This window comes from Microtetraspora glauca (assembly GCF_040656155.1).
GTDB classification, from domain to species: Bacteria; Actinomycetota; Actinomycetes; order Streptosporangiales; family Streptosporangiaceae; genus Microtetraspora; species Microtetraspora glauca.
The window spans coordinates 148,041-173,254 of sequence record NZ_JBFALK010000004.1; the positions used below are offsets into that span (position 1 = coordinate 148,041).

The window sequence follows — 25,214 nt, forward strand, 5'->3', positions numbered from 1 at the left end:
GACGCCGGGTCACTATTGCGTACATTTCGTTCATCACCGAAACGACCTCACGGGAGCGAGACGAGGCAGATGACGAGGACGTCGCCCCCCAGACGGTCTCCCCTCAGACGATGGAGCCTCGCCGGGCAGATCCTGCTGCTCCAGACCGTGGTCGTCGGCGTCACGGTGGCGGCGGGCACCGCCCTCGCCTTCGCCCACACCCGCGACCTGCTCACCGACGACGCGACCCGGGTCGCCCGCTCGGTCGCGATCAGCGTGGCCGACTCGCCGTCCGTCCTGGCCGCGCTCGACGACCCGGCCCCCACCGGCGCGCTCCAGCCGTACGCCGAGCGGGTCAGGCGGGAGGTCGGCGTCGACTTCATCACGATCATGGACACCTCGGGCCGCCGGTACACCCACCCGAAGCCCAGCCAGATCGGCGGCATGTTCCTCGGCACCATCGGCCCCGCGCTGGCCGGCCGTACGTTCACCGAGACCTACACCGGCACGCTCGGCCCCTCCGTCCGCGCGGTCACCCCGGTCCGGGACGCCCACGGCGAGGTCCGGGCCCTGGTCAGCGCGGGCATCACGCTCGACAAGATCAGCGATCGGCTGCGCGACCAGGTCGCGGTGGCCGGGCTGACGATCCTGCTCGGCATGTCCGTCGGGGGAGCGGGCACCGCCCTGGTCGCCGCCCGGCTGCGCAGGCAGACGCGGGGGCTGGCCTCGGACGAGCTGAGCCGCATCTACGAGCACCACACCGCGATCCTGCACGCCGTACGCGAGGGCCTGCTGCTCGTCGACGACGACCGCACGCTGACCCTGTGCAACGACGGCGCCCGGGAGCTGCTCGGCCTTCCCGGCGACGCGGAGGGCCGCAAGGTGAGCGACCTGGGCCTGGACCCCGCGTTCACCGCGATGCTGGGCGCGGGCGAGCGGCGCACCGACGAGATCCACCTGACGCGGGACCGGGTGATCGTCGTGAACGCGGCACCGGTGCGATCCGGCCGCGGGTCACTCGGCATGGTCGTCACTCTGCGGGACCACACGGAGCTCCAGGCGCTCAGCGGCCAGCTCGACGCGGTGCGCGGCTTCGCCGAGTCGCTCCGCTCGGCCGCGCACGAGTCGGCCAACCGGCTGCACACCGTGGTCACGCTGGTCGAGCTGGGCCGGGCCGAGCAGGCCGTCGAGTTCGCCACCGCGGAGCTGCGCGCCGCGCAGCAGCTCGCCGACCGCGTCGTCGGCTCCGTACGGGAGCCCGTGCTCGCGGCCCTCCTGCTCGGCAAGACCGCCGAGGCGGCCGAGCGCGGCGTCGAGCTGTCCATCAGCCCGGACAGCGAGCTGGACGGCGAGCTGGACGACGCGGGCCTGGACGGCCGCGACCTGGTGACGATCCTCGGCAACCTGATCGACAACGCGGTGGAGGCCGCCACGACCGCCACGGCCGCCACGACCGGCACCCGGCCCGCCCGCGTACGGGTCCGCCTGACCATGGACGACGGCGGCTGCGTGCTGCGCGTCGCCGACAACGGCCCCGGCCTCGCCGAGGAGGACGCGGCGGCCGCGTTCCGGCGCGGGTGGACCACGAAGGGAGACGGGCGCGGGCTCGGCCTCGCCATGGTCGGCCAGGCCGTCCACCGCCTCGGCGGCACGATCGACGTCGCCCACGAGGACGGAGCCGTCTTCACCGTACGGCTCCCGCTGCGGAAGGGAGACGAGGCGTGATCTCGGTGCTGGTCGTCGAGGACGAGGAGGTCGCCGCCGAGGCGAACCGCCTCTACGTGGAACGGGTGCCCGGGTTCCGGGTCGCGGGAGTGGCCCGCTCAGGAGGGGACGCCCTGCGGTTCCTCCGCCGCGAACGCGTGGACCTGCTGCTGCTCGACCTGCACCTGCCCGACATGCACGGGCTGGAGGTATGCCGGCTGCTCCGCGCGGCCGGGGTCTCCTGCGATGTCATCGCCGTGACCTCCGCGAGGGACCTGTCCGTGGTCAGGTCGGCGGTCTCGATCGGCGTGGTGCAGTACCTCCTGAAGCCGTTCACGTTCGCCCTGCTGCGCGAGAAGCTCCAGCAGTACGCGCGGTTCCGCTCGTCCGTCGCCGGCGGCGGCGAGGTGAGCGCGCAGAGCGAGGTCGACAGGGCGCTGGCCACACTGCGGGGCGCCGCACGATCCGCGCTTCCCAAGGGGATGTCCCACGCGACCCTTGAGGCCGTCGCGGGCGAGCTCAGGAAGGCTCGCGAAGGGCTGTCGGCGAACGCCGTCGGCGAGGCGATCGGCGTCTCCAGGGTGACCGCCCGCCGCTATCTGGAGCATCTCACCGAGACCGGGATCGTCCGGCGCGTCCCGCAGTACGGAGGGGTGGGACGCCCCGAATGGCTCTACCGGATGACGTAGACGTCAGTTCTCCGGGCCCGACTCACGTTCGAGGCGGGCCAGATCGGACTCCATCCGCTTCATCACCCGCTGGTAGCCGTCCCAGCCGTACATCCTGATCAGCTTGGCCTTCACCCTGCGCGTCTCCTCCGCGACCATCTCCGGGCTCCGCTGGTTCAAGCCGAGCAAGGGATGGTGGGGACGATTCATAATGCGATGTCCTTCCGTGGCAACGACAAAGTAGTACTAACCAGGACGCGCTGGACGGCACAAAGGGTGACCGCCGCCGTGAACCTCGTCAGAATCGCTGTCAGCCGGACTCGCGCTCCGCGGTCAGCCCATCCCGGCGTACTGGCGGGGCCGCAACGCCTGGGCGCGCAACGCGGCCAGCGCCGCCGCCCGGCCCACCGAGGTGAGCTGCCACGGCGACCGCCACGAGCAGTCCGCGCGCAGATCGAGGGCGTCCAGGCGGCGCTGCAACTCACCCAGCGGCGCGGACAGATCGAGGGGCGCCACCCGGGCACCCGCCGCCGACCGCCAGCCCTCGCCGTTGACGACCTCCAGGATCCGGTCCCGCAACTCCTCGTACGGCAGGGCGGCACCGTCGGCGAGCAGCATCAGCGCCGCCTCGCGGACGGAGATCTCGAAGTCGTGCTCGCCCTTGGCCGGAGCGAGCAGCGCGGTCGTCGCCGCCGTCCACAGGCTCTCCGACTGCCGGGCCAGGCCGCGTCCCGCCGGGGTGAGCACCAGCTTCCTGCCCGTACGGCGGAGCGCCCGCAGGTCGTGCACGGCGATCTCCCTGAGCGTGGTCAGCGTCGGCACGTCCGCCTCGCCCCGGATCGAACCGGTGGTGAGGGCGTCCCAGCCGAACCTGTCCACCGACTCCGTCACCATGGCGCGGGAGACGTTGAACTTCTCCGTCAGCCGCACCCCCTCGACGGCCATGCCCAGCAGCCACCACAGCGGCTCCAGGTGCGGCTCCGCGGGAGCGGGGATGGGGGCGTGCAGCCGTACCTCGAACGGCTGGGCGAGCTCCCTGCGGGCGTTGCCCCGGCCGAGAACCCAGCGGTTCAACCGTTCCCCGTGGACCCGGTTCAGCCAGCAGTCGCCGCCCAGCTCCGACCGGGGGGAGGTCAGCCAGCGCCGGGTCAGCGCCTCCCGGTCGACCGGCTCGCCGGACATGATGGCCAGCTCCAGCGCGGCGGCGCACGCGACGTGCGCGCCCAGCTCCTCCGGCCCCATGATCGAACTCCAGGCGAGCTCGGTGATGTCCGGAGGCAGCACACCGGTGGCCTCCAGCGCCTGCTGGTAGGCCGTGGTCCCGGCCTCCTCGCCCTCCCGGGCGTACGCACGCAGGATCTGGGCCGTCGTCTGGGAGTCGCACAGCGCGGCGTAGCGGTCCATGCCGCCCAGCAGGAGCAGCCGCCCGAGCGCCCGGGCGATCACCTGGCGGTCGCCCGTCACCTTCACGGGCAGCGTGTACCAGAGGAACTCGCACACATCGAGCTGGCTGATCGTCTCCAGCGCCTCGCCGCCCGTCAGCCACTCGACGGCGACACGGGCCGGCTCGGCGGCGGCCGGCTCGGAGCGCTCAAGCTCGGCGAGGAGCGCGGCCACATCAGGTGCGGGCATGACTCGCAGTCTGCCGTATTGCCCCCATCGTCCGCGACGACCCGTGGTCACTCGCCACCACCCCCCGGGACCAACCATACGGGGGCTCAGATCCAGCCCTTCCGGAAGAGCATCCGGTCGTACCAGTCCTGGTACGGGATGACCTCGGCGGCGATGACGGGGTAGAGCCAGGCGAAGTTCGCCAGGACCAGCAGCGCGAAGAGGCCGACCCCCGCGGCTCCGGCCGCCCGGCGGCGTTGCGGCGCGTCCGCGGGCCCGATGATCAGGCCGCAGGCCAGCACGATCGCGATGATCATGAAGGGCAGCATCGGCAGCGCGTAGAACAGGAACATCGTCCGGTTGTCGGTGATCGCGTAGTAGAACCACGGCAGCCAGCCCGCGGCGTAGGTGAGCAGGATCGCGCCGGCCCGCCAGTCACGGGTCGCGACGTACCACGCGATCATGCCGATCATGGCGGCGAGGCCGGCGAACCAGATCACCGGAGTGCCGGTGCCGAGCACGGCCCACGAGCAGCTGTCGGCGCCGCAGCCCTTCGGCGACTCGTAGAAGAACGCCACCGGCCGCAGCAGCAGCGGCCAACTCCACGGCTCGGACTGGTAGTTGTGCGGCGTCTCCAGGCCGGTGTGGAAGCTCAGCACGTCGTGCTGGTAGCCGACCCACGAGCGCAACGAGTCGAAGACGAAGTAGAAAGGGCCGCTCGACGTGGCCTGGGCCCAGTTTCTGCCGTGCCCCTTGTCGGTGGCGAACCACCCGGCGAAGGACGACACGTACACGATGATCGGGACCAGGGCCATCCAGGCGGTGGCCAGCGGCAACTCCAGCCGGAAGGTCTCGCTGTACGGCCGGCGCAGCCCGACGGCGCGCCGCGCGCCCGCGTCCCACATCAGCGTCATGATCGCGAAGGCGACGATGAAGAAGAGCGTGGTCCACTTGGTCGCCAGCCCGGCGCCCAGGCACAGCCCGGCGGCCAGCCGCCAGGGCCGCCACCCGAGCCGGGGGCCCACGTCGAGTGAGGAGGCGGACTCGCGCCACTCGGCCAGCTTCTGCCGCGTCCGGTCCCGGTCCACCACCAGGCAGGCGAACCCGGCCAGGACCCAGAACATCAGGAAGATGTCCAGCAGTGCCGTACGGGACAGCACGAAGTGCAGCGCGTCCAGGGAGAGCAGGAACCCGGCCAGACAGCCGAGCAGGGTGGACCGGGTCATCCTGCGGGCCAGCCGGGCCAGGATGAAGATCGACAGTGCTCCGATCAGCGCGGCGGCGAACCGCCAGCCGAAGGGGTTGAGACCGAAGATCGCCTCACCGGCGCCGATCAGCCACTTGCCCAGCGGCGGGTGAACCACGTACGAGGCACACTCGCTCGCCTGCCCGCACTTCTTGAAGATGTCGGTGTTACCGGCCAACATCAGCTTGTCGGCGTTCTCGACGAACTGCATGTCGACGCCGTTCTTGATCAGGGCGTACGCGTCCTTGGCGTAGTACGTCTCGTCGAAGACGACCGCATGGGGCGTCCCGAGCCGGTAGAACCGCAGGAACGCGCCGAACGCCGCCACGATCAGCGGGCCCAGCCAGCCCCACAGGGCACTGCCGGGCATGGGCGGCACCAGCCGGTCCCGCAGGGACACCCGCGCTTCGGCGCCCCGGTCGGAGTCGGGCTGCTCGAACGCCTGGTGTGAGAAGTCGGTCACGGCCACCTGGACAGACTACTGTCGAGTGCCTGCGGCGACCATGAAGTTCGGGTCGATTACCGGCATCCAACTCTTCAATGATGAACGTTTCATATGGTGGGATACGTGCTTATTCTGGCGGGAGCTCCGATCGGCCAGGTGGGGGACGCCTCCCCGCGACTGCGGGAGGCGCTGGAGACGGCCGACGTGATCGCCGCGGAGGACACGCGCAGGCTCAGACGCCTCGCCTCCGACCTCGGCGTGACCCTGACCGGGCGGGTGGTCTCCTACTACGACGCCAACGAGGTCGCGCGCTCCAAGGAACTGCTGGAGGAACTGCTCCAGGGCGCGACCGTGCTCGTGATCACCGACGCTGGGATGCCCGGGGTGTCCGATCCGGGATACCGGCTCACCCGGCTCGCCGTGGACGCGGGTGTGCGCGTCACCGCGTTGCCCGGCCCGTCCGCCGTCACCACCGCCCTCGCGATCTCCGGCCTGGCCAGCGACCGCTTCTGCTTCGAGGGCTTCCCGCCGCGCAAGCCGGGTGAGCGGTCCCGCCGCCTCGCCGGCCTGGCCCGCGAGGAGCGCACGATGGTGTTCTTCGAGGCGCCGCACCGGCTGCACTCCTGCCTGTCCGCCATGGCCGAGGCGTTCGGCGCCGACCGCCAGGCCGCCGTCTGCCGCGAGCTCACCAAGACCTACGAGGAGGTACGGCGGGGCACGCTGGCCGAGCTGACCGGGTGGGCCGAGGGCGAGGTCAGGGGAGAGATCACGCTCGTCGTGGCCGGACACGCCCCCGAGGCCGCCGCGCCGGACATCGAGGACCTCGCCGACGAGGTCGCCCGCCGCGAGGCGACCGGCGTCCCCCGCAAGCAGGCGATCGTCGACGTCGCGAAATCCGCCGGCATCTCCAAGCGGGACCTCTACAACCACATCCACAGCGCCTGACGGCACGGCGGCGACCGGGCGGCTGTTACGGGGCGGGCCGGGCCTTCCCGCGCGGCAGCCGTAGGCGCCCGAGGGTGATGGCGGCGGCGACGCAGGCGACGGGGACGGCTGGCAGCAGATAGCGGTAGTCGAACTCCGCCGTCGCGGCCGGGGCCAGGACGAGCCCCACCGCGCAGAGCCAGGGGAGCAGCACCGGGCCGCCCAGCCTGCGCCAGCGGACCGCCACGCCGTACAGGCCGGCCAGCAGGAGCAGCCCGAGCACGGTGCCGGGCAGCCGGACGACCTTCTGGTAGCCGATCATGATGTCCGACCACGGCTTCACCTCGCGGGTGGCGGCCGGGCCGTTCTCGTACCGCTCGGCGTCCCTGTCCGTCTGGCCGAGATAGGACGTCCAGGCGGGCAGCTTCTGGGTGTAGTAGTTGCCGAACTGGTACTGCAGGTACGTCTTGGCGTCAGGGAACAGCGGGCGCCCCCACCCGAAGGCGCGGAAGAAGTCCTTGCCCACGGCGGCCAGATAGTCGCCGGGCTGGGCGAGGATCGCCTTCTTCGCGAACGTGCTCGCGTTGGCGTTGATCTCCGGGGTGAACTTCATGCCCGAGCCGAACACGTGGAGCTGGTTCTGGTCGTCCCACCACAGGTACGCCTGGGCCGTCCGCCCACGTTCGGCGGGGGGTGTGTTGATGCACAGGAGGGCGAGCTCCAGCTCGTTGCGCTTGTCGAGGCCCATCTTGTGGCAGTCGGCGAACAGGGCGGTCCGCATGTACAGGATGACGCCGTCGCTGTTGGTCATCGCGAACTGCCCGTTGACCGCCTTGAACCACCCCATGTAGGCGACGACGGGAAGCGCGCAGGCCGCGATCATCGCGGAGATCGGCTTCCATCCGGCCCGCTTGACCAGCAGGTAGACCACGACCAGGGCGAGGATCGGAAGGCCGATGCTGCGCGTCAGCGCGGTCAGCGCGAGCAGCGCGCCGACCGCGGCGCCCATCCGCCACGACATCTTCCTGTGCCACAGGACGAGCGTGACGACCGCCACCACCAGCAGGGTGAACATCGAGTCCGACATGATCAGCTGTTCGAGCTGGATCTGGTAGGCGTCGAACAGCACGGGCACGGCCGCGAGCGTGGCCCCCCAGCCGGGGAGGCCGAATTTCTTCGTCAGAAGTAGGTAGATAACTACGGCCGCCGCCAGACCCATCACATGCTGGGTGAAGACGACGAACGCGAAACTGTGCACCGGCTTGAGCAGCAGCAGCCAGAAACCGTAGCCGTCCGGGCGGATCGGGTGCGGCCGCGGATGCAATGCCACGGAGACGTAGTCGTAGGAGTCGTTGAACCACATGGCGGGGCCGAACCCCAGCATGGTGACGACCCGCACGATCGCCGCCAGGCCGAGTGCCACGGTGAAGACCCGGTGGCGGCCCAGCACCGCGAGAAGGCGCTTCCACCTGCTATCAGGGGGGGCGTCTAATGCCGAAGGCTCCGCAACCGCGACCATGGTTACAGAATGCCAGCCGTTTCGGTGACTTGCCCCGGGCACCTCCGGGCAGAGGGCATCATGGTTGACTACTTAGGGCGATCACAAATGTAGACGAAGGGTTGCGACGTGGAACTGACCGTAGTCATGCCCTGCCTCAATGAGGCCGAGACCGTCGAGACGTGTGTCCGCAAAGCACTTGCTTGCATGCGAGAGAACGGCATCGACGGCGAAGTGGTGATCGCCGACAACGGGAGTACCGACGGATCGCAGCAGCTCGCCCGCGACGCCGGGGCGCGTGTGGTCCACATTGACGCCAAGGGGTACGGCAACGCCCTCATCGGAGGCATCCGGGCCGCCCGCGGCAAGTACGTGATCATGGGCGATGCCGACGACTCGTACGATTTCACCAACCTGATGCCTTTCGTGGAGGAGTTGCGGGCCGGCGGTGAGCTGGTGATGGGCAACCGGTTCCGGGGCGGGATCGCCCCCGGCGCCATGCCCCCGCTGCACCGCTACCTCGGCAACCCGGTCCTGTCCTTCGTCGGGCGGCTGTTCTTCCCGAGCGCCATCGGCGACTTCCACTGCGGGCTGCGCGGGTTCCGCCGGGACTCGATCCTCCGGCTCGGCCTGCAGACCGGCGGCATGGAGTTCGCCTCCGAGATGGTGGTCAAGGCCACGCTCCAGGGCCTCGACGTCCGCGAGGTGCCCACGACGCTGTCGCCCGACGGCCGCTCCCGCCCGCCCCACCTGCGCTCCTGGCGGGACGGCTGGCGCCACCTGCGCTTCCTGCTTCTGTACAGCCCGCGGTGGCTGTTCTTCATCCCCGGCCTGGTGCTCACCGCCATCGGCCTGATCATGGGCGCCGCGCTGACCTTCGGCCCCGTCTACATCGGCAAGCTCGCCTTCGACGTCGACACCCTGGTCGGGGCGTCCGCCATGGTGGTGATCGGCTTCCAGGCGGTGCTGTTCGCCCTGTTCACCAAGGTGTACGCCGCGGAGGAGGGCTTCCTCCCCGAAGACCGGCGGGTACGCAAGCTCGTGGACATCGTCTCCCTGGAGAAGGGCCTCGTCGCGGGCGGCATGCTCGCCCTCGCCGGTCTCGTCGGTCTGGTGGCCTCGCTGGCCCACTGGGGCGGCAGGGGCTTCGGCGAGCTGATCCCGGCCGAGTCGCTGCGCTTGGTCGTGCCGTCGGCGACCGCGTTCGTCATGAGCTTCCAGACCATCTTCGCGTCGCTGTTCATCAGCATCCTCGGCATCCGCCGCTCGAAGGAGACCCCGGCCGACATCGCCGCGTCCGCCGCGGAGGAGGCCGCCGAGGCCGTCACCCGCGAGTCCAGCGCCGAGAAGACCGCCGAGAAGATCGCGGAGAAGACCGTCGAAGCCCCGGAGACCGTGGAGTCCGGTACCGCGCGGAGCCTGTCGCCGGAGCTGTAACCGGAGCCGTAATCGGTTCGAGACGCTGTGCGCGGGGCTCTAGTCTTGGAACCATGTCCCAGCACATCTTGACCGCCGTCGCGTGGCCCTACGCCAACGGCCCCCGCCACATCGGGCACGTCTCAGGTTTCGGCGTGCCGTCCGACGTCTTCAGCCGCTACCAGCGGATGGCGGGCAACAAGGTGCTGATGGTCTCAGGCACGGACGAGCACGGCACGCCCATCCAGGTCCAGGCCGACAAGGAGGGGCTGACCGCCCGCCAGCTCGCCGACCGCTACAACCGCGTGATCGCCGAGGACCTGACCGGCCTGGGCCTCTCCTATGACCTGTTCACCCGGACCACCACGGACAACCACTACGCCGTGGCCCAGGAGATCTTCCTCGGCCTGCACAAGAACGGCTACATCTTCCCCCGCACGACGATGGGGGCGATCTCGCCTTCCACCGGGCGCACCCTGCCCGACCGCTACATCGAGGGCACCTGCCCCATCTGCGGCTACGACGGGGCGCGCGGCGACCAGTGCGACAACTGCGGCAACCAGCTCGACCCGATCGACCTGATCAACCCGAAGTCCCGCATCAACGGCGAGACGCCCGCGTTCATCGAGACCGAGCACTTCATGCTCGACCTCCCGGCGTTCGCCGACACGCTCGGCACCTGGCTGCAGTCCAAGCAGGGCGAGTGGCGGCCCAACGTGCTGAAGTTCTCGCTCAACCTGCTCGGCGACCTGCAGCCGCGGGCGATCAGCCGCGACCTCGACTGGGGCGTGCCGATCCCGCTCGACGGCTGGCGTGACCGGAACGACAAGCGCCTCTACGTCTGGTTCGACGCGGTCATCGGCTATCTGTCGGCGTCCATCGAGTGGGCCAGGCGCAGCGGCGACCCGGACGCCTGGCGGCAGTGGTGGCAGAACCCCGACGCCCGTGCCTACTACTTCATGGGCAAGGACAACATCGTCTTCCACTCCGAGATCTGGCCGGCCATGCTGCTCGGCTACAACGGCGAGGGCGCGCGGAACGGCACGCCCGGGTCGCTCGGGAAGCTGGCCCTGCCGTCCGAGGTGGTGTCGAGCGAGTTCCTGACGATGGAGGGCCGCAAGTTCTCCTCCTCTCGCCAGGTCGTGATCTACGTGCGTGACTTCCTGGAGCGCTACTCGGCCGACGCGCTGCGCTACTACATCGCCGTCGCCGGACCGGAGAACCAGGACACCGACTTCACCTGGTCGGAGTTCGTCAACCGCAACAACGGCGAGCTGGTGGCCGCCTGGGGCAACCTGGTCAACCGGTCGATCTCGATGGCCGCCAAGAACTTCGGCGCCATCCCCGAGGCGGGCGACCTCACCGACGCCGACCGCGCCATGCTGGAGCTGTCCAGGAACGCCTTCCCCAAGGTCGGCGCCGAGCTGGGCCGCTCCCGGTTCAAGAACGCCGTGACCGAGGCGTTCGACGTCGTCCGCGAGGCCAACAGGTACCTCGCCGACCAGGAGCCCTGGAAGATCAAGGACGATCCCGACCGGCAGAAGTCCATCCTGCACGTCGCGCTGCAGGTCGTGGACGACGCCAAGACGCTGCTCACACCGTTCCTGCCCACCTCGTCCAACAAGATCTTCGAGATGCTCGGCGGTGAGGGCGTCTGGACCGGCATGCCGGAGATCCGCGAGGTGAACGAGAACGGCGGCGCGGACTATCCCGTGATCACCGGCTCGTACGACGGCGCCGCGCGTTGGGAGCACCGCCCCATCCGGGCCGGTGTCCCGCTCGCTCCCCCGACCCCGCTCTTCACCAAGCTCGACCCCAAGGTCGTCGACGAAGAGCTGGCCCGCCTCGGCGACTGATCAGGCAGGAGGTCTGGCGGAAATGTCCCGGGAACTTCCCGTGATGCCCGAGCCGTTGCCCGCCGAGGTGTTCGACAGCCACTGTCACCTCGACATCATGGTGGGCGACCGCAAGGCGTCATCGGGTGATCCGGTCGCGCTCGCCGCGCAGGCGGCGGGCGCGTCGGTCGAGGCCATCCTGGCCGACGCCCGCCTGGTCGGCGTGGCCCGGCTGGTGACCATCGGATACGACCTGCGCTCGTCCCGGTGGAACGCCGAGGTCGCCAGGGACCACGACGACGTCTACGCGGGCGTGGCCATCCACCCCAACGAGGCTCACGCGGCCACGCCCGAGGTGCTGGCCGAGATCGAGGAGCTGGCGCGGCAGCCGTACGTGCGGGCCGTGGGGGAGACCGGGCTCGACTACTTCCGGGACTGGGCCTCCCGCGACGACCAGCACGCGAGTTTCCGGGCGCACATCGAGATCGCCAAGCGGACCGGCAAGGCGCTGGTCATCCACGACCGCGACGCCCATGACGACGTGCTCGCCGTCCTCGCGGACCAGGGCGCACCGGACGTCGTGGTCTTCCACAGTTACTCCGGCGACGCCGAGATGGCCAAGAAATGCGCCGACGCCGGATATTTCATGTCATTCTCCGGGCCGGTGACGTACAAGAACGCGGGATATCTCCGCGAGGCGGCACGGGTGGCCCCCGCCGAGCTCATGCTCGTGGAGACCGACGCGCCCTACCTCCCGCCGACCCCGCACCGGGGCAAGCCGAACGCGCCCTACCTGATCCCGCTGACCCTGCGCTGCCTGGCCGAGGTCAAGGGCACGGACGTCGCCGAACTCGCCGCGACCATCATGGCCAACGGCGAGACCGTCTTCGGAGCCTGGTGAGCCCGCTCTGCCACCCCATGAGCCCGCGCGCGGGCGAGCCGGACGGCAAGAGGACATGCTCCGATGCCGGACACTGGATGCCATGAGTTTGCTCGGGCCTGTCGAAGTGCGCGCGCTCGCGGAGAAGCTGGGCATCCGGCCGACCAAGAAGCTCGGGCAGAACTTCGTCATCGACGGCGGCACCGTCCGCCGCATCGTCAGGGTCGCCGAGGTGACCCGGGACGACGTGGTCATCGAGATCGGGCCCGGGCTCGGATCGCTCACGCTCGCCCTCCTCCCGGAGGTCGCCCGGGTCGTGGCGGTCGAGATCGACCCCGTGCTCGCGGCCCAGCTTCCCGTCACCGTCACGGAGATGGACCCCGAGCACGCCGACCGGCTCTCCGTCGTCCACGCCGACGCGCTCAAGGTGACCCCGGACGACCTCAGGGCGGATCGGGGCGATCACGCCGAGGACGCGGACCGGCGCGGAGCGGATGCGGACGACCTGCCAGCCCTGCCCGACCTGCCCACGGCGTTGGTCGCCAACCTGCCGTACAACGTCTCCGTGCCCGTGCTGCTGCACCTGCTGGAGATCCTGCCGTCGCTGCGCCGGGGCCTCGTCATGGTCCAGTCCGAGGTCGCCGACCGGCTCGCCGCGCCCCCCGGATCGCGGATCTACGGCGTCCCGTCGGTCAAGGCCGCCTGGTACGCCGACGTGCGCCGCGCCGGACCCGTCGGCCGCAACGTCTTCTGGCCCGCGCCCAACGTCGACTCCGGCCTGGTCTCCCTCGTCCGCCGCGATCCTCCGGAGACGTCGGCCACCCGCGAGGAGGTCTTCGCGGTCGTGGACGCCGCCTTCGCCCAGCGCCGCAAGACCCTGCGCGCCGCCCTGGCCTCCTGGGCCGGTACGCCCGCCGCGGCGGAGCAGGCCCTGGTCCAGGCCGGCGTCCAGCCGTCCGCGCGGGGCGAGCAACTCGGCGTCGCCGACTTCGCCCGGATCGCGGAGAACCGTCCCCGCCACCGGTGACCCCCGGAGACCGGTGACAAGGGCACTGGTGCCCCTCCCGGCACTAGGCTCGGGTCTCGTGACTGCTTCCCAGAGGGCGACGGCGCGCGTGACCGTGCGGGTCCCGGCAAAGGTCAACCTGCAACTGGCCGTCGGACCGCTGCGCGACGACGGTTACCACGACCTGGTGAACGTGTTCCACGCCGTCTCGCTGTTCGACGAACTGACGGCCACGGAATCCGGAGCGGCCGGAACGTTCACCGTGCGTGTCGAGGGCGAGTCCGCCGCCCACGTGCCCGCCGACAGCACCAACCTCGCCGTACGCGCCGCCGAGGCCCTCGCCAAGCACGCCGGGCAGACCGCGCCCGACGGGCACCCGTACGGCGCCGCCCTGCTGATCCGCAAGGCCATCCCGGTCGCGGGCGGCATGGCGGGCGGCAGCGCGGACGCGGCGGCCGCCCTCGTCGCCTGTGACGCGCTCTGGGGGCTCGGGCTGTCCCTCGGGGAGCTCATGGAGATCGGCGCCGGCATCGGCAGCGACGTGCCGTTCGCGCTCCTCGGCGGCACGGCCGTCGGCACCGGCCGAGGCGAGCGGCTGACCCCCGTCCCGGTCACCGGCTCCTTCCACTGGGTGTTCGCCCTCGCCGACGGCGGCCTGTCCACTCCGCAGGTGTACGGCGAGTGCGACCGCCTCCGCGCGACCGCGGGCGAGGAGGTCGTCTGGCCGTCCGCGAGCGAGCCGCTCATGGCCGCCCTGCGCGACGGCGACGCCCGGGAGCTCGGCGCCGCCCTGGTCAACGACCTGCAACCGGCCGCGCTCGCTCTCCGCCCGTCGCTGGCGCGAACGCTCGACGCGGGGCGGGACGCCGGGGCGCTCGGCGCGATCGTCTCCGGATCGGGCCCCACGTGCGCCTTCCTGGCCGGATCCGCCGAGCACGCCCGGGAGGTGTCGGCCGCGCTGGCCGGGACGGGCGCCTGCCGTGCCGCCGTGACGGCCGAGGGCCCCGTCCCCGGCGCCGAGATCGTCTCGTAGGCGGATCGCGCCGGGAGGGGCATCGCGCGAGGGGATGCCGAGGGGGATGGCGAGCGTCGGCGGCTGCCTGCGCCCACCCGTTCCGTTCGGCCTGAGCGTCAGCCGTCCGGCTCGGCTGTACGACGGCTTTGCGGGAATCGGTAGGCTGGGCGGGCGATGAATCTGGTCAACCTTGAATCCGTGTCCCATGCCTTCGGGCCCAAGCCGTTGCTCACCGGCGTCACCCTCGGGATCGAGCAGGGCGACCGCATCGGCGTCGTCGGCCGCAATGGCGGCGGCAAGTCCACGCTGATCTCCATCATCGCCGGAGAGCTGAAACCCGACAGTGGGCGGGTCACCCACAATCGCGGCCTGCGGGTCGGGCTCCTGTCCCAGCGCGACGACTTCGATCCCGCGACGCCCGTCCACGACCTGGTGCTCTCGGGCCGGGCCGAGCACGAGTGGGCCGGCGACGCGGCGATCAGAGAGATCCTCGCCAACCTGCTCGGCGACATCGAGCTGTCGGCCCAGGCGGGCGCCCTGTCCGGTGGCGAGCGACGGCGGACCGCCCTCGCGAAGCTGCTCATCGACGAGCATGACCTGATCATCCTCGACGAGCCGACCAACCACCTGGACATCGAGGCCATCGCCTGGCTCGCCGGGCACCTCGCGCAGCGCAAGAGCGCCCTGCTCGTGGTCACCCACGACCGGTGGTTCCTCGACGCCGTCTCCACCAGAACGTGGGAGGTCGTGGACGCCTCCGTCGAGCGCTACGAGGGCGGATACGCCGCGTACGTCCTGGCCAAGGCCGAGCGGGCGCGCATCGCCCAGGCCGCGGAGGACCGCCGCCAGAACCTCATGCGCAAGGAGATCGCCTGGCTGCGGCGCGGCCCGCCCGCCCGGACGTCCAAGCCCAAGTTCCGTATCAACGCCGCCGAGGCGCTGATCGCCGACGAGCCGCCCGCGCGGGAGACCGTCGAGCTGCTCAAGTTCGCCTCCGCCCGGCTCGGGAAAACGGTCTACGACCTGGAGGACGTGACCCTGCACGCCGGAGGCCCCGGCGCGGGCCCGGTCGTGCTCGACCACGCCACCTTCCAGTTCGGCCCCGGCGACCGGATCGGCCTGATCGGTGTCAACGGCTCCGGAAAGTCGTCGGTGCTGCGGCTGCTGTCGAGCACGGTCGCGCCCGACTCCGGCCGCGTGGTGCGCGGCAAGACGGTACGGCTCGCGCACCTGTCCCAGGAGCTGGCCGAACTCGACCCGTCCCGGCGGGTGCTGGAGACCGTCGAGGAGATCCGCAAGTACATCCAGGTCGGCAAGAAGGAGTGGTCGGCCTCCCAGCTCCTGGAGCGCCTCGGCTTCAAGGGCGAGGCCCAGTGGAAGGTCGTCGGCGACCTGTCCGGTGGCGAGCGCCGCCGCCTCCAGCTGCTGAGGCTGATCATGGACGAGCCGAACGTGCTGCTCCTCGACGAGCCGACCAACGACCTCGACATCGAGACGCTCACCGAGCTGGAAGACCTCCTCGACGGCTGGCCGGGCACGCTGGTCGTGGTCAGCCACGACCGCTACTTCCTGGAAAGGGTGTCCGACCGGTGCGTCGCGCTGCTCGGCGACGGCAGGCTCTCCATGCTGCCCGGCGGCGTCGACGAGTACCTCTCGCGCCGCGCGGCCGGTGGGGCTCTGTCCGCCCGAGCGGCGTCCGCCGGTGCGGCCTCGGCCGCCGGGGCCCGTGCCGTACCGGCCGGGCAGGCGGGCCAGAGCGGGCAGGCCGCGCAGCCCGCGCAGGCGGGGGCCGGGGCGGCCGCGGATGCGGGTCAGGGCGCGCCGAGCGGCCTGTCGGCCAAGGAACAGCGCGAGCTGCAGAAGGAGCTCGGCCGTCTGGAGCGTCAGCTCGACCGGCTGGGCGAGCGCGAGGCGAAGCTCCACGCCCAGATGGCCGACGCCGCGAGCGACTTCGAGCGTCTCGGCACGCTGGACGCCGAGCTGCGCGAGATCACCGCGCAGAAGGAGTCGGTCGAGCTCGAATGGCTCGATCTCGCCGCCCGCCTCGACGCCTGACAGTGACGGCCTTGAGGTCTGACTGCGGCGTGCCCGGGTTGACAGCCGTTCCGGCTGGTCAGGCGGCTGGGCGTCGGCCACCGGATCGGTACGCATGTGGTCGGCGAACGGTGCCCGGGCACGGCAGTGCTGAATTCGTTCGGCGACGGTCTCAGGCCCTTGCGTCGGTCCAGGCCGTGCTGGTGAGGAAGTAGGTGTCGTAGAGCTCCTGCACCTCCAGGAGGCTCTCGGGTGGCACCTTCCCGTACGCGATGCGCTCCAGGTGGCGGAAGTACTCGAACCGTTCGACGCCGGGGGTGATGACGATGAGGATGTCGGCGTCTTCTCCCGGCGCGGCGGCGAAGGCGTGGGCGAGACCGGGGGGCACGATGACCAGGTCGCCGCGTTCGGCGGTCACGACCTGCTCGCCGGACAGCAGTTGGGCGGTGCCGTCCAGCATGTAGAACAGCTCCGCGGAGTTGGCGTGGTGGTGCGGTCTGGCGCCGTCCGCGCCGTCGGTCAGGCTGACCCGCTGGGTCGAAAGCGCGCCGCCGGTCGAGCTGCTGTCGGCCAGCAGCCGGATGGTGGTCGGGGCTCGGCCGATCACTTCGGCCTCCGCGGAACGGACGATAACGGACTCGTTGAAGTCCGGCATGACCAGGGACATCCGCATGACTCCTTTGGGGGATGGGTTCTGGCGGTCAGACGGCGAACAGCAGGCGGCGCTGAGCCGGAGCGAACCTAGCATAGCTTCGACAGGAATGCTAGCAATGCTAGAGTAGAGTCATGTCGATTCAGGCGCGCCGGCAGCGCGAGCGGGCCGAGCGGGAACGGTTGATCATCACAGCGGCCCGGGAGCTGGCCGAGGCCGAGGGCTGGGAAGCGGTGACGACCCGGCGCCTGGCCGAACGGGTCGAGTACAGCCAGCCCGTGCTCTACAGCCATTTCAAGGGCATGGACGCCATCATGGCCGCGGTCGCGGTGGAGGGCTTCGCCGACCTGGCCGCCGAGCTGCGCGCGGCCCGCGCGGCGGCGACGGATCCCCGAAAGGCGCTCGCCGACGTCAGCGCCGCCTACGCCGCGTTCGCCGAGCGGCGACCCGCGCTGTACGACGCCATGTTCAGCCGGACCGTCGACCTGCCCTTCGCCACCCCCGAAGCACCGGCCGCACTGCACGCGGCCTTCGGCGAGCTGAGCGAGGCCATACGACCACAGGCCGGTGACGACGACCTGGGCCTGCTCACCGAGACCTTCTGGAGCGGCCTGCACGGACTGATGACGCTCATGCGTGGCGGCAGGCTCCCGCGCGAGGACCACGACCGGCGGCTGACCCTCCTGATCGGCCGCTTCTCGCGCTGACCCACGGGCCCGCCTGCGCTGCCTGTTCGACCTCGGCTACAACTCGACCCCGGCGGTGACAGCCGGCCACACCGCCTCAGGACGCGAAAAAGGGACCCGGCTGGATGCCGGGCCCCTTCGTCGTCGCGGATGGACTGAGTGTTACCTCAGCTCAGATCGCTGATCGGTGATCAGACGATCTTGCCGGACCAGAGGTTGGCCGCGGCCTTGTAGACGCCGTACAGCTCGCCGTCGAAGTACGGGGAGACGCTGGTGTCGATGCGGTTGTTCTTGTCGGTGTCGGCCAGACCGATGGTGACACCGTTCAGGTAGCCGAGACGACGGTCGCTCTTGTAGTTGAGCAGCCAGGACGAACCGATCGAGCCCTCGCCGGTGAAGGAGGACTTGACGCCGACGAGCTCCTCGCCCTTGATCTCCTTGGCGGAGGCGGCGAAGGTCTTGCCGTAGCTCCACTTGAGGGTCTGGCCGGTGTAGGCGTAGTTGCCGTCCAGGTGGGACCCGCTCGGGTAGCCGAACACGAAGACCGGCTTGCCGAGCTTCTGGTTGTAGGCCAGGCCCTGACCGCCGACGTTGTCGCCGAGGCGGCCGACGTCCTTGAGGCCGATGGCCAGCTTCTTGCCCACGACCTGCCAGCCGTAGTACTTCGCCCAGAAGGTCCGCTTGAAGTACTTGTACTCGCGGCCGTGGCCGTGGTCGCCCTTGCGCTCGTCAGCCTGGTCCGGGGCGGTGCTCGGAGCGGTGCTCGGATCGGTGCTCGGAGCGGTGCTCGGATCGGTGCTCGGAGCGGTGCTCGGATCGGTGCTCGGAGTGACGTCCTTCGGGGCCTCGTCCTGGCCACCGCGAGGCTTGCCGTCGCCGGGCTTGCCGGGACCGTCGTGGTGGCCACCGCCGGGCTTGCCACCGCCGGGCTTGCCGGGGCCCTCGTCGGGCTTGCCGTCGACCGCCTTGCGGAAGTACAGGGTCTTCCCGTCACGGCTGACGTACGAGTCCCTGTCAGAGCGGTACTCGTCCCGGCTGATCTCGACGGGGTCGCTGGCGCCCGTGCCGTCGGCCCAGGGGCCGTTGCCGGTGAGGTCCCTGTTCCGGTTCAGGCTCTGGAACTCCGACACGGTGACGGCGATCTGGTAGCCGTCGTTGTGGCCGTGGTCGCCACCGCGCTTGTCGTTCTTGTCGTCGTGGTCGCGACCGTGACCGCCACCGTGGCCGTGGTCGTCGCCGTGGCCGTGGCCGGGCTTGCCGGGCTTCGTCACGGGGACGACCCGGAGGTCCGACCAGCCGGTGGTCTTGTCGTTCTCGAGCCGGCGAAGCTCCTTCTCCGCCTCAGCGCGGGTCCGGAAGACCTTCGAGACGTAGTGACGGTCGGCGCTCACGCTCTCGGGCAGGACGCCGTTGTAGACGGTCACGAACGCGTAGTTGCGGTCGCCGTCCTCGTAGACGTCGTAGTCGTAGTGCGTGAAGGCCTGCTTGCCGACGTAGATGCCCCACGGGGTCTTGCCCTGGTAATAACCCGGGATGAAGACCCACTTGTCGAGCGTCGCGCTGTTCGACTCGGTGTCGTAGACGCAGTGACCGGCCGTGGCGACCAGGTTGCGGTAGTTCGACTGCACGGAGGTGGCGGTGCACCAGTGCGGCCTGCCGTCCCCGCCGATGAAGAACACCTTGCCGGTGGTCTTGGGCAGGTTGACGTTCTTGGACTTGGACGCCGCCTTCTTCTCGTCGCCGATGGCGGGCACGACACCGGGCTTCGTGTCGGCGGCGGGTCCGCCGGTCGACACGTGCTTGGCGACGACCTTGGTCTCGACGTTGTACGGCGTGGCGCCGATCAGGTTGGCCTTGGCCTCGCCGTACCAGAACGCGGCGATTTCCTGGGCGGCCAGGTTGGTGTTGGCCAGGATGACCGACGGGACAGTGTCGCCGGCGGCCTGGGCGGGAGCGGCCAGACCTGCGGCCAGCAGACCGGCGGTGGCGACGAGGCCACCGTAGGCGAGAGAGCGCTTCAAGGGTTTCTCCTTGGTCTGTCGTGGGGCGTCATCTGCGTCCCATGCGTCAGTAAAGGGTTGGTAAACAAGCTACCTAAGGGGTTGCTGTGAGGGAAGTCGATTGAAAAGCCGCAGAACGGTGGAACCGATAGCGGTGGTGGCGACGTCCTAGTTATCCCGCCTGAGTTTCGGCCTGTTTCTGCTGATCAAGACCTGAGTGGCCGACCGGCCGGTATGTCCACATAGTGGATCGGTCCAGCAGTTCGATGTGAGATGAATCACAGTTTGACCGAAAAAATCCCAGTACAAGATCATCACGCTTGAGTGATTCGTCTGTTTTCATCAGGTCTGCGATGAAAACTAATGAAAAGACGTTTCAGTGTCGTCGAGGACCGGTTCCTGGGAGGCCCAGGTTGTGTGCGGGCCGGTATAGCGTCCGGCGTGCGGCATCCGATCCGCCTCATGGAGAGGGGCCGGCGGAGCGTCGACCGGGCTCGGCGACGCGCACCGCGGGGCCAGCCGATGTGCAGGGCGAGGCGACGTGAGAGGCGAGGCGACGTCCGCGGTCGACGCGCATAGGGCTCTCGCGTCGGGCCTTGTCGCGGCCCGCGTCTGCTTCCGGTCCTGGGCGGACCGCGCTTCATGCGCAACGCTTGAATTACCGCTTTATCGCAGAAAAAGGATAATTAACGCAAAGAGCCACATAAGGGTGAAATGCCCGCTTTTCGCGTGAATTGGTCATGCGGGGGGAGTGACGGGTGAGGGCACCCGCGCGGTGGCCGGATGTGAGCTGCTTCCCGGCGGAGACGCGAAAAAGGGGCCCGGCTGGATGCCGGGCCCCTTCGTCGTCGCGGAAGGGCTGAGTGTTACCTCAGCGTGGATCGCTGATCAGTGATCAGACGATCTTGCCGGACCAGAGGTTCTTGGCCGCGGAGTAGACGCCGTACAGCTCACCGTCGAAGTACGGCGAGAAGCTGGTGTCGTAGCGGTTGTTGCCGTCGGTGTCGGAGACGCCGATGGTCACACCGTTCAGGTAGCCCAGACGGCGGCCGTTGTTGTAGTTCACCAGCCAGGAGGAGCCGATGGCGCCCTCACCGGTGAACGACGACTTGGTGCCGATGAGCTCCTCGCCCTTGATGGCCGGGGCCTGGACCGCGAAGGTCTTGCCGTAGGTCCACTTGAGGGTCTTGCCGGTGAAGGCGTTGTTGCCGTCGGGGTGAACGCCGCTCGGGTAGCCGAACACGAAGACCGGCTTGCCGACCTTCTGGTTGTAGGCCAGACCCTGACCACCGACGTTGTCGCCCAGGCGGCCGACGTCCTTGAGCCCGATCCACAGGATCTTGCCCTTGAGCACGTAGTCGACGTCGTACTGGACGAAGAAGTTGCGCTTGGTGTACTTCTCGCCACGCTTGAGGTAGAGGGTGTTCTCGTCCCCGCTCCACGCCCAGGCGTCCGTCTGGCTGCTGTGCCCCTTCTTGTTGTTGGCGGCGGCGGCGTAAGCGGCGTCGAAGTCACCCTTGTTGATGGTCGTCACGTCCGCGCCGGTGCCGGTCGGCCAGGTGGTGTTGTCACCCAGCTGGTTGTCCGCCACGCCCGACTTGGCGATGATCGTCGCCCGGTTGACGTAGACCTTCTCGACCTCGGAGCCGGCGGGCTCGGCGCCCAGCTTGTCCGTGACGACGCGCTCGATCCAGAGCTTCGAGCGGCCGTTCTCCTTGTCGGCCTCGAGCTTGGCCTTCTCGTCCTCGGCTTCCTTCTTGGTCTCGAAGGTCACCGCGCCGCGCGTCTTCTCGGCGCTCGTGGGCAGGACGCCGTTGTAGACGGTGACGAACGCGTAGTCGCGGTCGCCGTCCTCGTAGACGTCGTAGTCGTAGTGCGTGAAGGCCTGCTTGCCGACGTAGATGCCCCACGGGGTCTTGCCCTGGTAGTAACCCGGGACGAAGACCCACTTGTCGAGGGTGGCCTTGTTCGACTCGGTGTCGTAGACGCAGTGACCGGCCGTGGCGACCAGGTTGCGGTACGCGGACTGGACCGAGGTGGCGGAGCACCAGTGCGGCCTGCCGTCCCCGCCCTTGAAGAACACCTTGCCGGTGGTCTTGGGCAGGTTGACGTTCTTGGACTTGGCGGTCGTCTTCTTCTCGTCGCCGATCGCGGGCACGACGCCGGGCTTGCTGTCAGCCGCGGGGCCGCCCTTGGAGACGTGCTTGGCGACGATCTTCGTCTCCACGCCGTACGGCGTGGCGTTGATCAGGTTCGCCTTGGCCTCGCCGTACCAGTAGCTGGCGACCTGGCGGGCGGCCAGGTTGGTGTTCGCGAGGGGGGTGCTGGCGACGTCACCGGCGGCGTTGGCCGGGGCAGCCAGGCCGGCGGCGAGCAGGCCGGCGGTGGCGACGAGGCCACCATAGGCAAGAGTGCGCTTCAAGGGGATCAGCTCCTTGGTCTGTCGTGGGCCGTCAATTCGCGTCCCACCGTCAGTAAAGGGATGACAAAGGACGTTACCTAAGCGCCCGCTGTGAGGGAAGTCGCAAGAAATCTCGCGAAACGGTGGAACCGGATGGCCGGTTGGTGCCGTCAGAGATGAAGGGAGCGGCATTTCCGCTGATCAACTTGAGGTGTGTCCAGTGCCCGGTCTCCGAGGGGTGCGCACATCGAGTCGCCCGCGTTGTGAGCTAAATCACAGTTTTATCTGCCGAATCGGCATAGACGGCAATCGACCCAAAGATCTCTTCGCCCATTTTGTACGAAAAAGTCGGAATTTAACGGGTGTCAAAGAGGGTCCTGTCGCCTGGACGGCGAGAGGCGACGATGCCACGCCCCCGCTCCACGGATCTTCGTCGCATGGAAGCGGGTTCTGTCGCAGAAAGCGAAAAGGACGCTCTCATCCCGTGGAAGGGCATTCGCGGGCCGCGACCTGGCATGCCGCGACATGACCTAATGCGATCCGCCGTCCGAGGCGTCGAAGGGGACGAGCAGGGTGTGAAGCAGGGCGGCGAGCGCGCGCTGCTCGCGTTCGCCCAGACCGGCGAGCAGTTCCCGTTCGCGGCGCAGTAGGCCGGCGAAGGCGGCGTCCACCCGCTCGACGCCCTGGGCGGTCAGCCGGACGAGAACACCGCGGCGGTCCTCCGGGTCGGGGTGGCGGGTGACCAGCCCGGAGGCGACCATCCGGTCGATCCGGTTCGTCATCGTTCCCGATGTGACGAGGGTCGCCCGCAGCAGTGCCCCAGGGCTCAGCTCGTACGGCCTGCCGGCGCGCCGGAGCGCGGTGAGCACGTCGAACTCCCATGATTCGAGGTCGTGCTCGGCGAACGCCGCGCGTCGCGCCCGATCCAGGTGGCGGCTGAGCCGGGACACCCGGCTGAGCACTTCGAGTGGGGTGACGTCCAGGTCGGGGCGTTCCTGCTGCCAGGCCGCGATGAGGCGGTCCACCTCGTCTTCGGCGGCCCTGGAGTGCGACATGGTGTTGATTTTAGCTCTCTTGACATCGAGAGACTCCGGTATGGACTATCTCGACATCAAGGTAAGGAGGAGCGACCTTCATGGCACCGGACATCTGGGATCCTACGATCTACGGGACATACGCCGACGAGCGCTCCCGTCCCTTCTTCGACCTGATCACCCGCGTGGCGGCCGACGCCCCCGAACATGTCGTCGACCTCGGTTGTGGCACCGGCGAGCTCACCGCCGAACTCGCCAGACGCTGGCCCACCGCGACCGTCCACGGCATCGACTCCTCCGCCGCCATGATCGGAAAAGCTCCTCGCGGGGAGCGTCTCGATTTCGAGGTCGCCGACATACGGGACTGGCGCCCGCGACGCCCCGCCGACGTCATCGTGTCCAACGCGGCGCTCCAGTGGATCCCCGAGCACCGCGAGCTCCTCGCCCGGTGGGCACAGGGCCTGCCTGCCGGCGGCTGGCTCGCCTTCCAGGTGCCCGGCAACTTCGACGCGCCCAGCCACGCCCTGATCCGCCGGCTGTGCCGTACGACCTGGCGCGACGACCTGGGCGACCTGGCGCGGGACTCCCCGGTCGGTGATCCCGCCGAATATCTGGACCTGCTCGCGGGCCTCGGCTGCGTCGTGGACGCCTGGGAGACCACGTGCGTCCATGTGCTTCCCGGTGACGACGCGGTGCTCAACTGGGTCAGGGGCACCGCCCTGCGGCCCATGCTCGCCCGGCTCGGGCCGGACCGCCGGGCCGACTTCCTGGCCGACTGCGCGCGGCTGCTCGGTGACGCCTACCCACGCCGCCCGTACGGCACGGCCTTCCCCTTCCGGCGGGTCTTCGTCGTCGCCAGGAAAGACAGGAAGGACAGTGAGGAACAGGCGCCGCAGGGATAGAGCGCCGCAGGGACAGTGAAAGGAGAAGGGGAACGCGTCGCCCGACCGTCAGGCCGAGTCCGCGTCCCCCTGCTGAGGACCGCCCTTGGCGGCCCGGCGGGCCTGCCGCTCCCGCGCCTTCTCCTGGTCGCGCTGGAGCCTCTCCTGGTCGCGCTGGACCTTCTCCTGCTCCTTGAGTTCGCGTTCGCGGGTCTTTTCTTGTTCTTTCAGCTCGCGTTCGCGTGCTTTCTCCTGGTCGCGCTGGGCCTTCTCCTGCTCGCGCTGCAGCTTCTTCTGCTGCTCCTTGAGTTCGCGTTCGCGGGTCTTTTCTTGTTCTTTCAGCTCGCGTTCGCGTGCTTTCTCCTGGTCGCGCTGGAGCTTCTCCTGGTCGCGCTGGAGCTTCTCCTGCTCGCGCTGGGCCTTCTCCTGCTCCTTGAGCTCGCGTTCCCGCGCCTTCTCGCTCTCCTTGAGCTCACGCTCCGTCGGCCGTGCCGTACGGGCGTCCGCGGGCGGGGCCAGCACCAGACCACGGGTGGCCGCGGTGAGCTGGGGGTTCGGATCCAGGCCGGTCAGGCCGTTCCACGACAGGTTGACCAGATGCGCGGCCACCTCCTCGCGCCGCGGCTTGCGCACGTCCAGCCACCACTGCCCGGTCAGCGCCGTCATCCCGACCAGCATCTGCGCGTACATCGGCGCGAGGTTCGGGTCGTAGCCGCGTTCCTTGAACTCGTCGGCCAGCACGTCCTCGACCTGGCTGGCGATGTCGCTGATCAGGCTCGCGAACGTGCCCGTCCCGGACGCGGCGTGCGAGTCGCGGACCAGGATGCGAAAGCCCTCGCTGCTCTCCTCGATGTACTGGAGGAGGGCCAGCGCCGCCCGTTCCAGCTTCACCAGCGCGTGTGACGCCGACAACGCCTGCGTGACCAGGGTGAGCAGCCGCTGCATCTCCCGGTCGATGACGACCGCGTAGATGCCCTCCTTGCCGCCGAAGTGCTCGTAGACGACAGGCTTGGAGACCTTGGCGCTCGCCGCGATCTCCTCGACGGAGGTGCCGTCGAAGCCCTTCTCCGCGAAGAGCGCGCGGCCGATCTGGATCAGCTGCTCGCGTCGCTCCGCGCCCGTCATGCGTCGTCGAGATCGGGAGGAGTCGTTCACACGTCCCATGATGGCCTGTTTGGTTTTGTCGGCAGATTCCGGCACCGCCGCGGCCTCACCGTCCGGCGGGACCAGCCGCGTACGTACGGCTGTCGCCGCCACCCCCGCCGAAGCGAGGGGCGCGACGACAGCCGGGCGGCGCCG

Annotated in this window: 20 protein-coding genes; 11 read left to right on the forward strand and 9 right to left on the reverse strand. The window is 69.6% G+C overall.

All coding sequences use genetic code 11. The annotated features are described in order from the left end of the window. Positions 1 to 69 precede the first annotated feature (69 nt). Positions 70 to 1,704, forward strand: a complete 1,635-nt coding sequence (locus AB0I59_RS09700; RefSeq protein WP_358131747.1) for an ATP-binding protein — start codon at positions 70 to 72, stop codon at positions 1,702 to 1,704. Next, the gene (locus tag AB0I59_RS09705) at positions 1,701 to 2,372 is read left to right on the forward strand and encodes a response regulator (protein WP_228646137.1); all 672 of its coding nucleotides are present in this window, start codon (positions 1,701 to 1,703) and stop codon (positions 2,370 to 2,372) included. Before AB0I59_RS09700 ends, AB0I59_RS09705 begins: the two co-directional genes overlap by 4 nt. 3 nt (positions 2,373 to 2,375) lie before the next feature. On the opposite strand, the gene AB0I59_RS09710 is transcribed toward AB0I59_RS09705, so the two are convergent. The 3 genes from AB0I59_RS09710 to AB0I59_RS09720 all read right to left on the reverse strand — a co-directional run bounded on the left by AB0I59_RS09710 (position 2,376) and on the right by AB0I59_RS09720 (position 5,671). Beyond that, positions 2,376 to 2,531, reverse strand: a complete 156-nt coding sequence (locus AB0I59_RS09710; protein WP_228646136.1) for a hypothetical protein — start codon at positions 2,529 to 2,531, stop codon at positions 2,376 to 2,378. Between the two features lie 153 nt (positions 2,532 to 2,684). Further along, complete coding sequence (locus AB0I59_RS09715; RefSeq protein WP_061258195.1) at positions 2,685 to 3,983, reverse strand: hypothetical protein; 1,299 nt, start codon at positions 3,981 to 3,983, stop codon at positions 2,685 to 2,687. An 86-nt stretch (positions 3,984 to 4,069) separates the two neighbouring features. Further along, positions 4,070 to 5,671, reverse strand: a complete 1,602-nt coding sequence (locus AB0I59_RS09720) for a dolichyl-phosphate-mannose--protein mannosyltransferase (RefSeq protein WP_358131750.1) — start codon at positions 5,669 to 5,671, stop codon at positions 4,070 to 4,072. Positions 5,672 to 5,764: 93 nt separating this feature from the next. Between AB0I59_RS09720 and rsmI the strand changes: the two genes are divergently transcribed. Continuing rightward, positions 5,765 to 6,598: a 16S rRNA (cytidine(1402)-2'-O)-methyltransferase gene (gene rsmI, locus AB0I59_RS09725; protein WP_061258197.1), complete on the forward strand. Its 834-nt coding sequence runs from the start codon at positions 5,765 to 5,767 to the stop codon at positions 6,596 to 6,598. A gap of 25 nt (positions 6,599 to 6,623) precedes the next feature. On the opposite strand, the gene AB0I59_RS09730 is transcribed toward rsmI, so the two are convergent. Next, the gene (locus tag AB0I59_RS09730) at positions 6,624 to 8,096 is read right to left on the reverse strand and encodes a hypothetical protein (protein ID WP_061258198.1); all 1,473 of its coding nucleotides are present in this window, start codon (positions 8,094 to 8,096) and stop codon (positions 6,624 to 6,626) included. Positions 8,097 to 8,204: 108 nt separating this feature from the next. On the opposite strand from AB0I59_RS09730, the gene AB0I59_RS09735 reads away from it, so the two are divergent. The 6 genes from AB0I59_RS09735 (at position 8,205) to AB0I59_RS09760 (ending at position 16,282) form a co-directional block, all read left to right on the forward strand. Next, complete coding sequence (locus AB0I59_RS09735; RefSeq protein WP_358131752.1) at positions 8,205 to 9,512, forward strand: glycosyltransferase family 2 protein; 1,308 nt, start codon at positions 8,205 to 8,207, stop codon at positions 9,510 to 9,512. A 53-nt stretch (positions 9,513 to 9,565) separates the two neighbouring features. Next, positions 9,566 to 11,347, forward strand: coding sequence for a methionine--tRNA ligase (gene metG / locus AB0I59_RS09740; RefSeq protein WP_061258199.1), 1,782 nt, complete (start codon positions 9,566 to 9,568; stop codon positions 11,345 to 11,347). 22 nt (positions 11,348 to 11,369) lie between these two features. Then, a complete protein-coding gene (locus AB0I59_RS09745; protein WP_228646131.1) occupies positions 11,370 to 12,227 on the forward strand; it encodes a TatD family hydrolase in 858 nt (285 codons plus the stop codon). Between the two features lie 82 nt (positions 12,228 to 12,309). Further along, positions 12,310 to 13,233 carry a 16S rRNA (adenine(1518)-N(6)/adenine(1519)-N(6))-dimethyltransferase RsmA gene (gene rsmA / locus AB0I59_RS09750; protein ID WP_358131755.1) on the forward strand — a complete coding sequence of 308 codons (924 nt, stop codon included), beginning with the start codon at positions 12,310 to 12,312 and terminating at the stop codon, positions 13,231 to 13,233. Positions 13,234 to 13,291: 58 nt separating this feature from the next. After that, positions 13,292 to 14,245 carry a 4-(cytidine 5'-diphospho)-2-C-methyl-D-erythritol kinase gene (locus AB0I59_RS09755; RefSeq protein ID WP_358131757.1) on the forward strand — a complete coding sequence of 318 codons (954 nt, stop codon included), beginning with the start codon at positions 13,292 to 13,294 and terminating at the stop codon, positions 14,243 to 14,245. A 156-nt stretch (positions 14,246 to 14,401) separates the two neighbouring features. Beyond that, complete coding sequence (locus tag AB0I59_RS09760) at positions 14,402 to 16,282, forward strand: ABC-F family ATP-binding cassette domain-containing protein (protein ID WP_358131759.1); 1,881 nt, start codon at positions 14,402 to 14,404, stop codon at positions 16,280 to 16,282. 151 nt (positions 16,283 to 16,433) lie between these two features. Here AB0I59_RS09760 and AB0I59_RS09765 read toward each other — a convergent pair whose 3' ends face one another. After that, positions 16,434 to 16,934 carry a cupin domain-containing protein gene (locus AB0I59_RS09765; protein WP_228646126.1) on the reverse strand — a complete coding sequence of 167 codons (501 nt, stop codon included), beginning with the start codon at positions 16,932 to 16,934 and terminating at the stop codon, positions 16,434 to 16,436. Between the two features lie 113 nt (positions 16,935 to 17,047). Between AB0I59_RS09765 and AB0I59_RS09770 the strand changes: the two genes are divergently transcribed. Further along, on the forward strand, positions 17,048 to 17,620 hold the full coding sequence (locus AB0I59_RS09770; RefSeq protein ID WP_358131761.1) for a TetR/AcrR family transcriptional regulator: 573 nt from the start codon (positions 17,048 to 17,050) through the stop codon (positions 17,618 to 17,620). Positions 17,621 to 17,790: 170 nt separating this feature from the next. On the opposite strand, the gene AB0I59_RS09775 is transcribed toward AB0I59_RS09770, so the two are convergent. The 3 genes from AB0I59_RS09775 to AB0I59_RS09785 form a co-directional block, all read right to left on the reverse strand. Next, complete coding sequence (locus AB0I59_RS09775) at positions 17,791 to 19,620, reverse strand: trypsin-like serine peptidase (RefSeq protein ID WP_358131763.1); 1,830 nt, start codon at positions 19,618 to 19,620, stop codon at positions 17,791 to 17,793. Between the two features lie 874 nt (positions 19,621 to 20,494). Then, positions 20,495 to 22,021, reverse strand: coding sequence for a trypsin-like serine peptidase (locus AB0I59_RS09780; RefSeq protein WP_358131765.1), 1,527 nt, complete (start codon positions 22,019 to 22,021; stop codon positions 20,495 to 20,497). Positions 22,022 to 22,530: 509 nt separating this feature from the next. Then, a complete protein-coding gene (locus tag AB0I59_RS09785; protein WP_061258206.1) occupies positions 22,531 to 23,055 on the reverse strand; it encodes a MarR family winged helix-turn-helix transcriptional regulator in 525 nt (174 codons plus the stop codon). Positions 23,056 to 23,135: 80 nt separating this feature from the next. Between AB0I59_RS09785 and AB0I59_RS09790 the strand changes: the two genes are divergently transcribed. Then, the gene (locus AB0I59_RS09790) at positions 23,136 to 23,936 is read left to right on the forward strand and encodes a trans-aconitate 2-methyltransferase (protein WP_358131767.1); all 801 of its coding nucleotides are present in this window, start codon (positions 23,136 to 23,138) and stop codon (positions 23,934 to 23,936) included. Positions 23,937 to 23,984: 48 nt separating this feature from the next. Here AB0I59_RS09790 and AB0I59_RS09795 read toward each other — a convergent pair whose 3' ends face one another. Further along, on the reverse strand, positions 23,985 to 25,079 hold the full coding sequence (locus AB0I59_RS09795) for a TetR/AcrR family transcriptional regulator (RefSeq protein ID WP_435830926.1): 1,095 nt from the start codon (positions 25,077 to 25,079) through the stop codon (positions 23,985 to 23,987). Positions 25,080 to 25,214 lie beyond the last annotated feature (135 nt).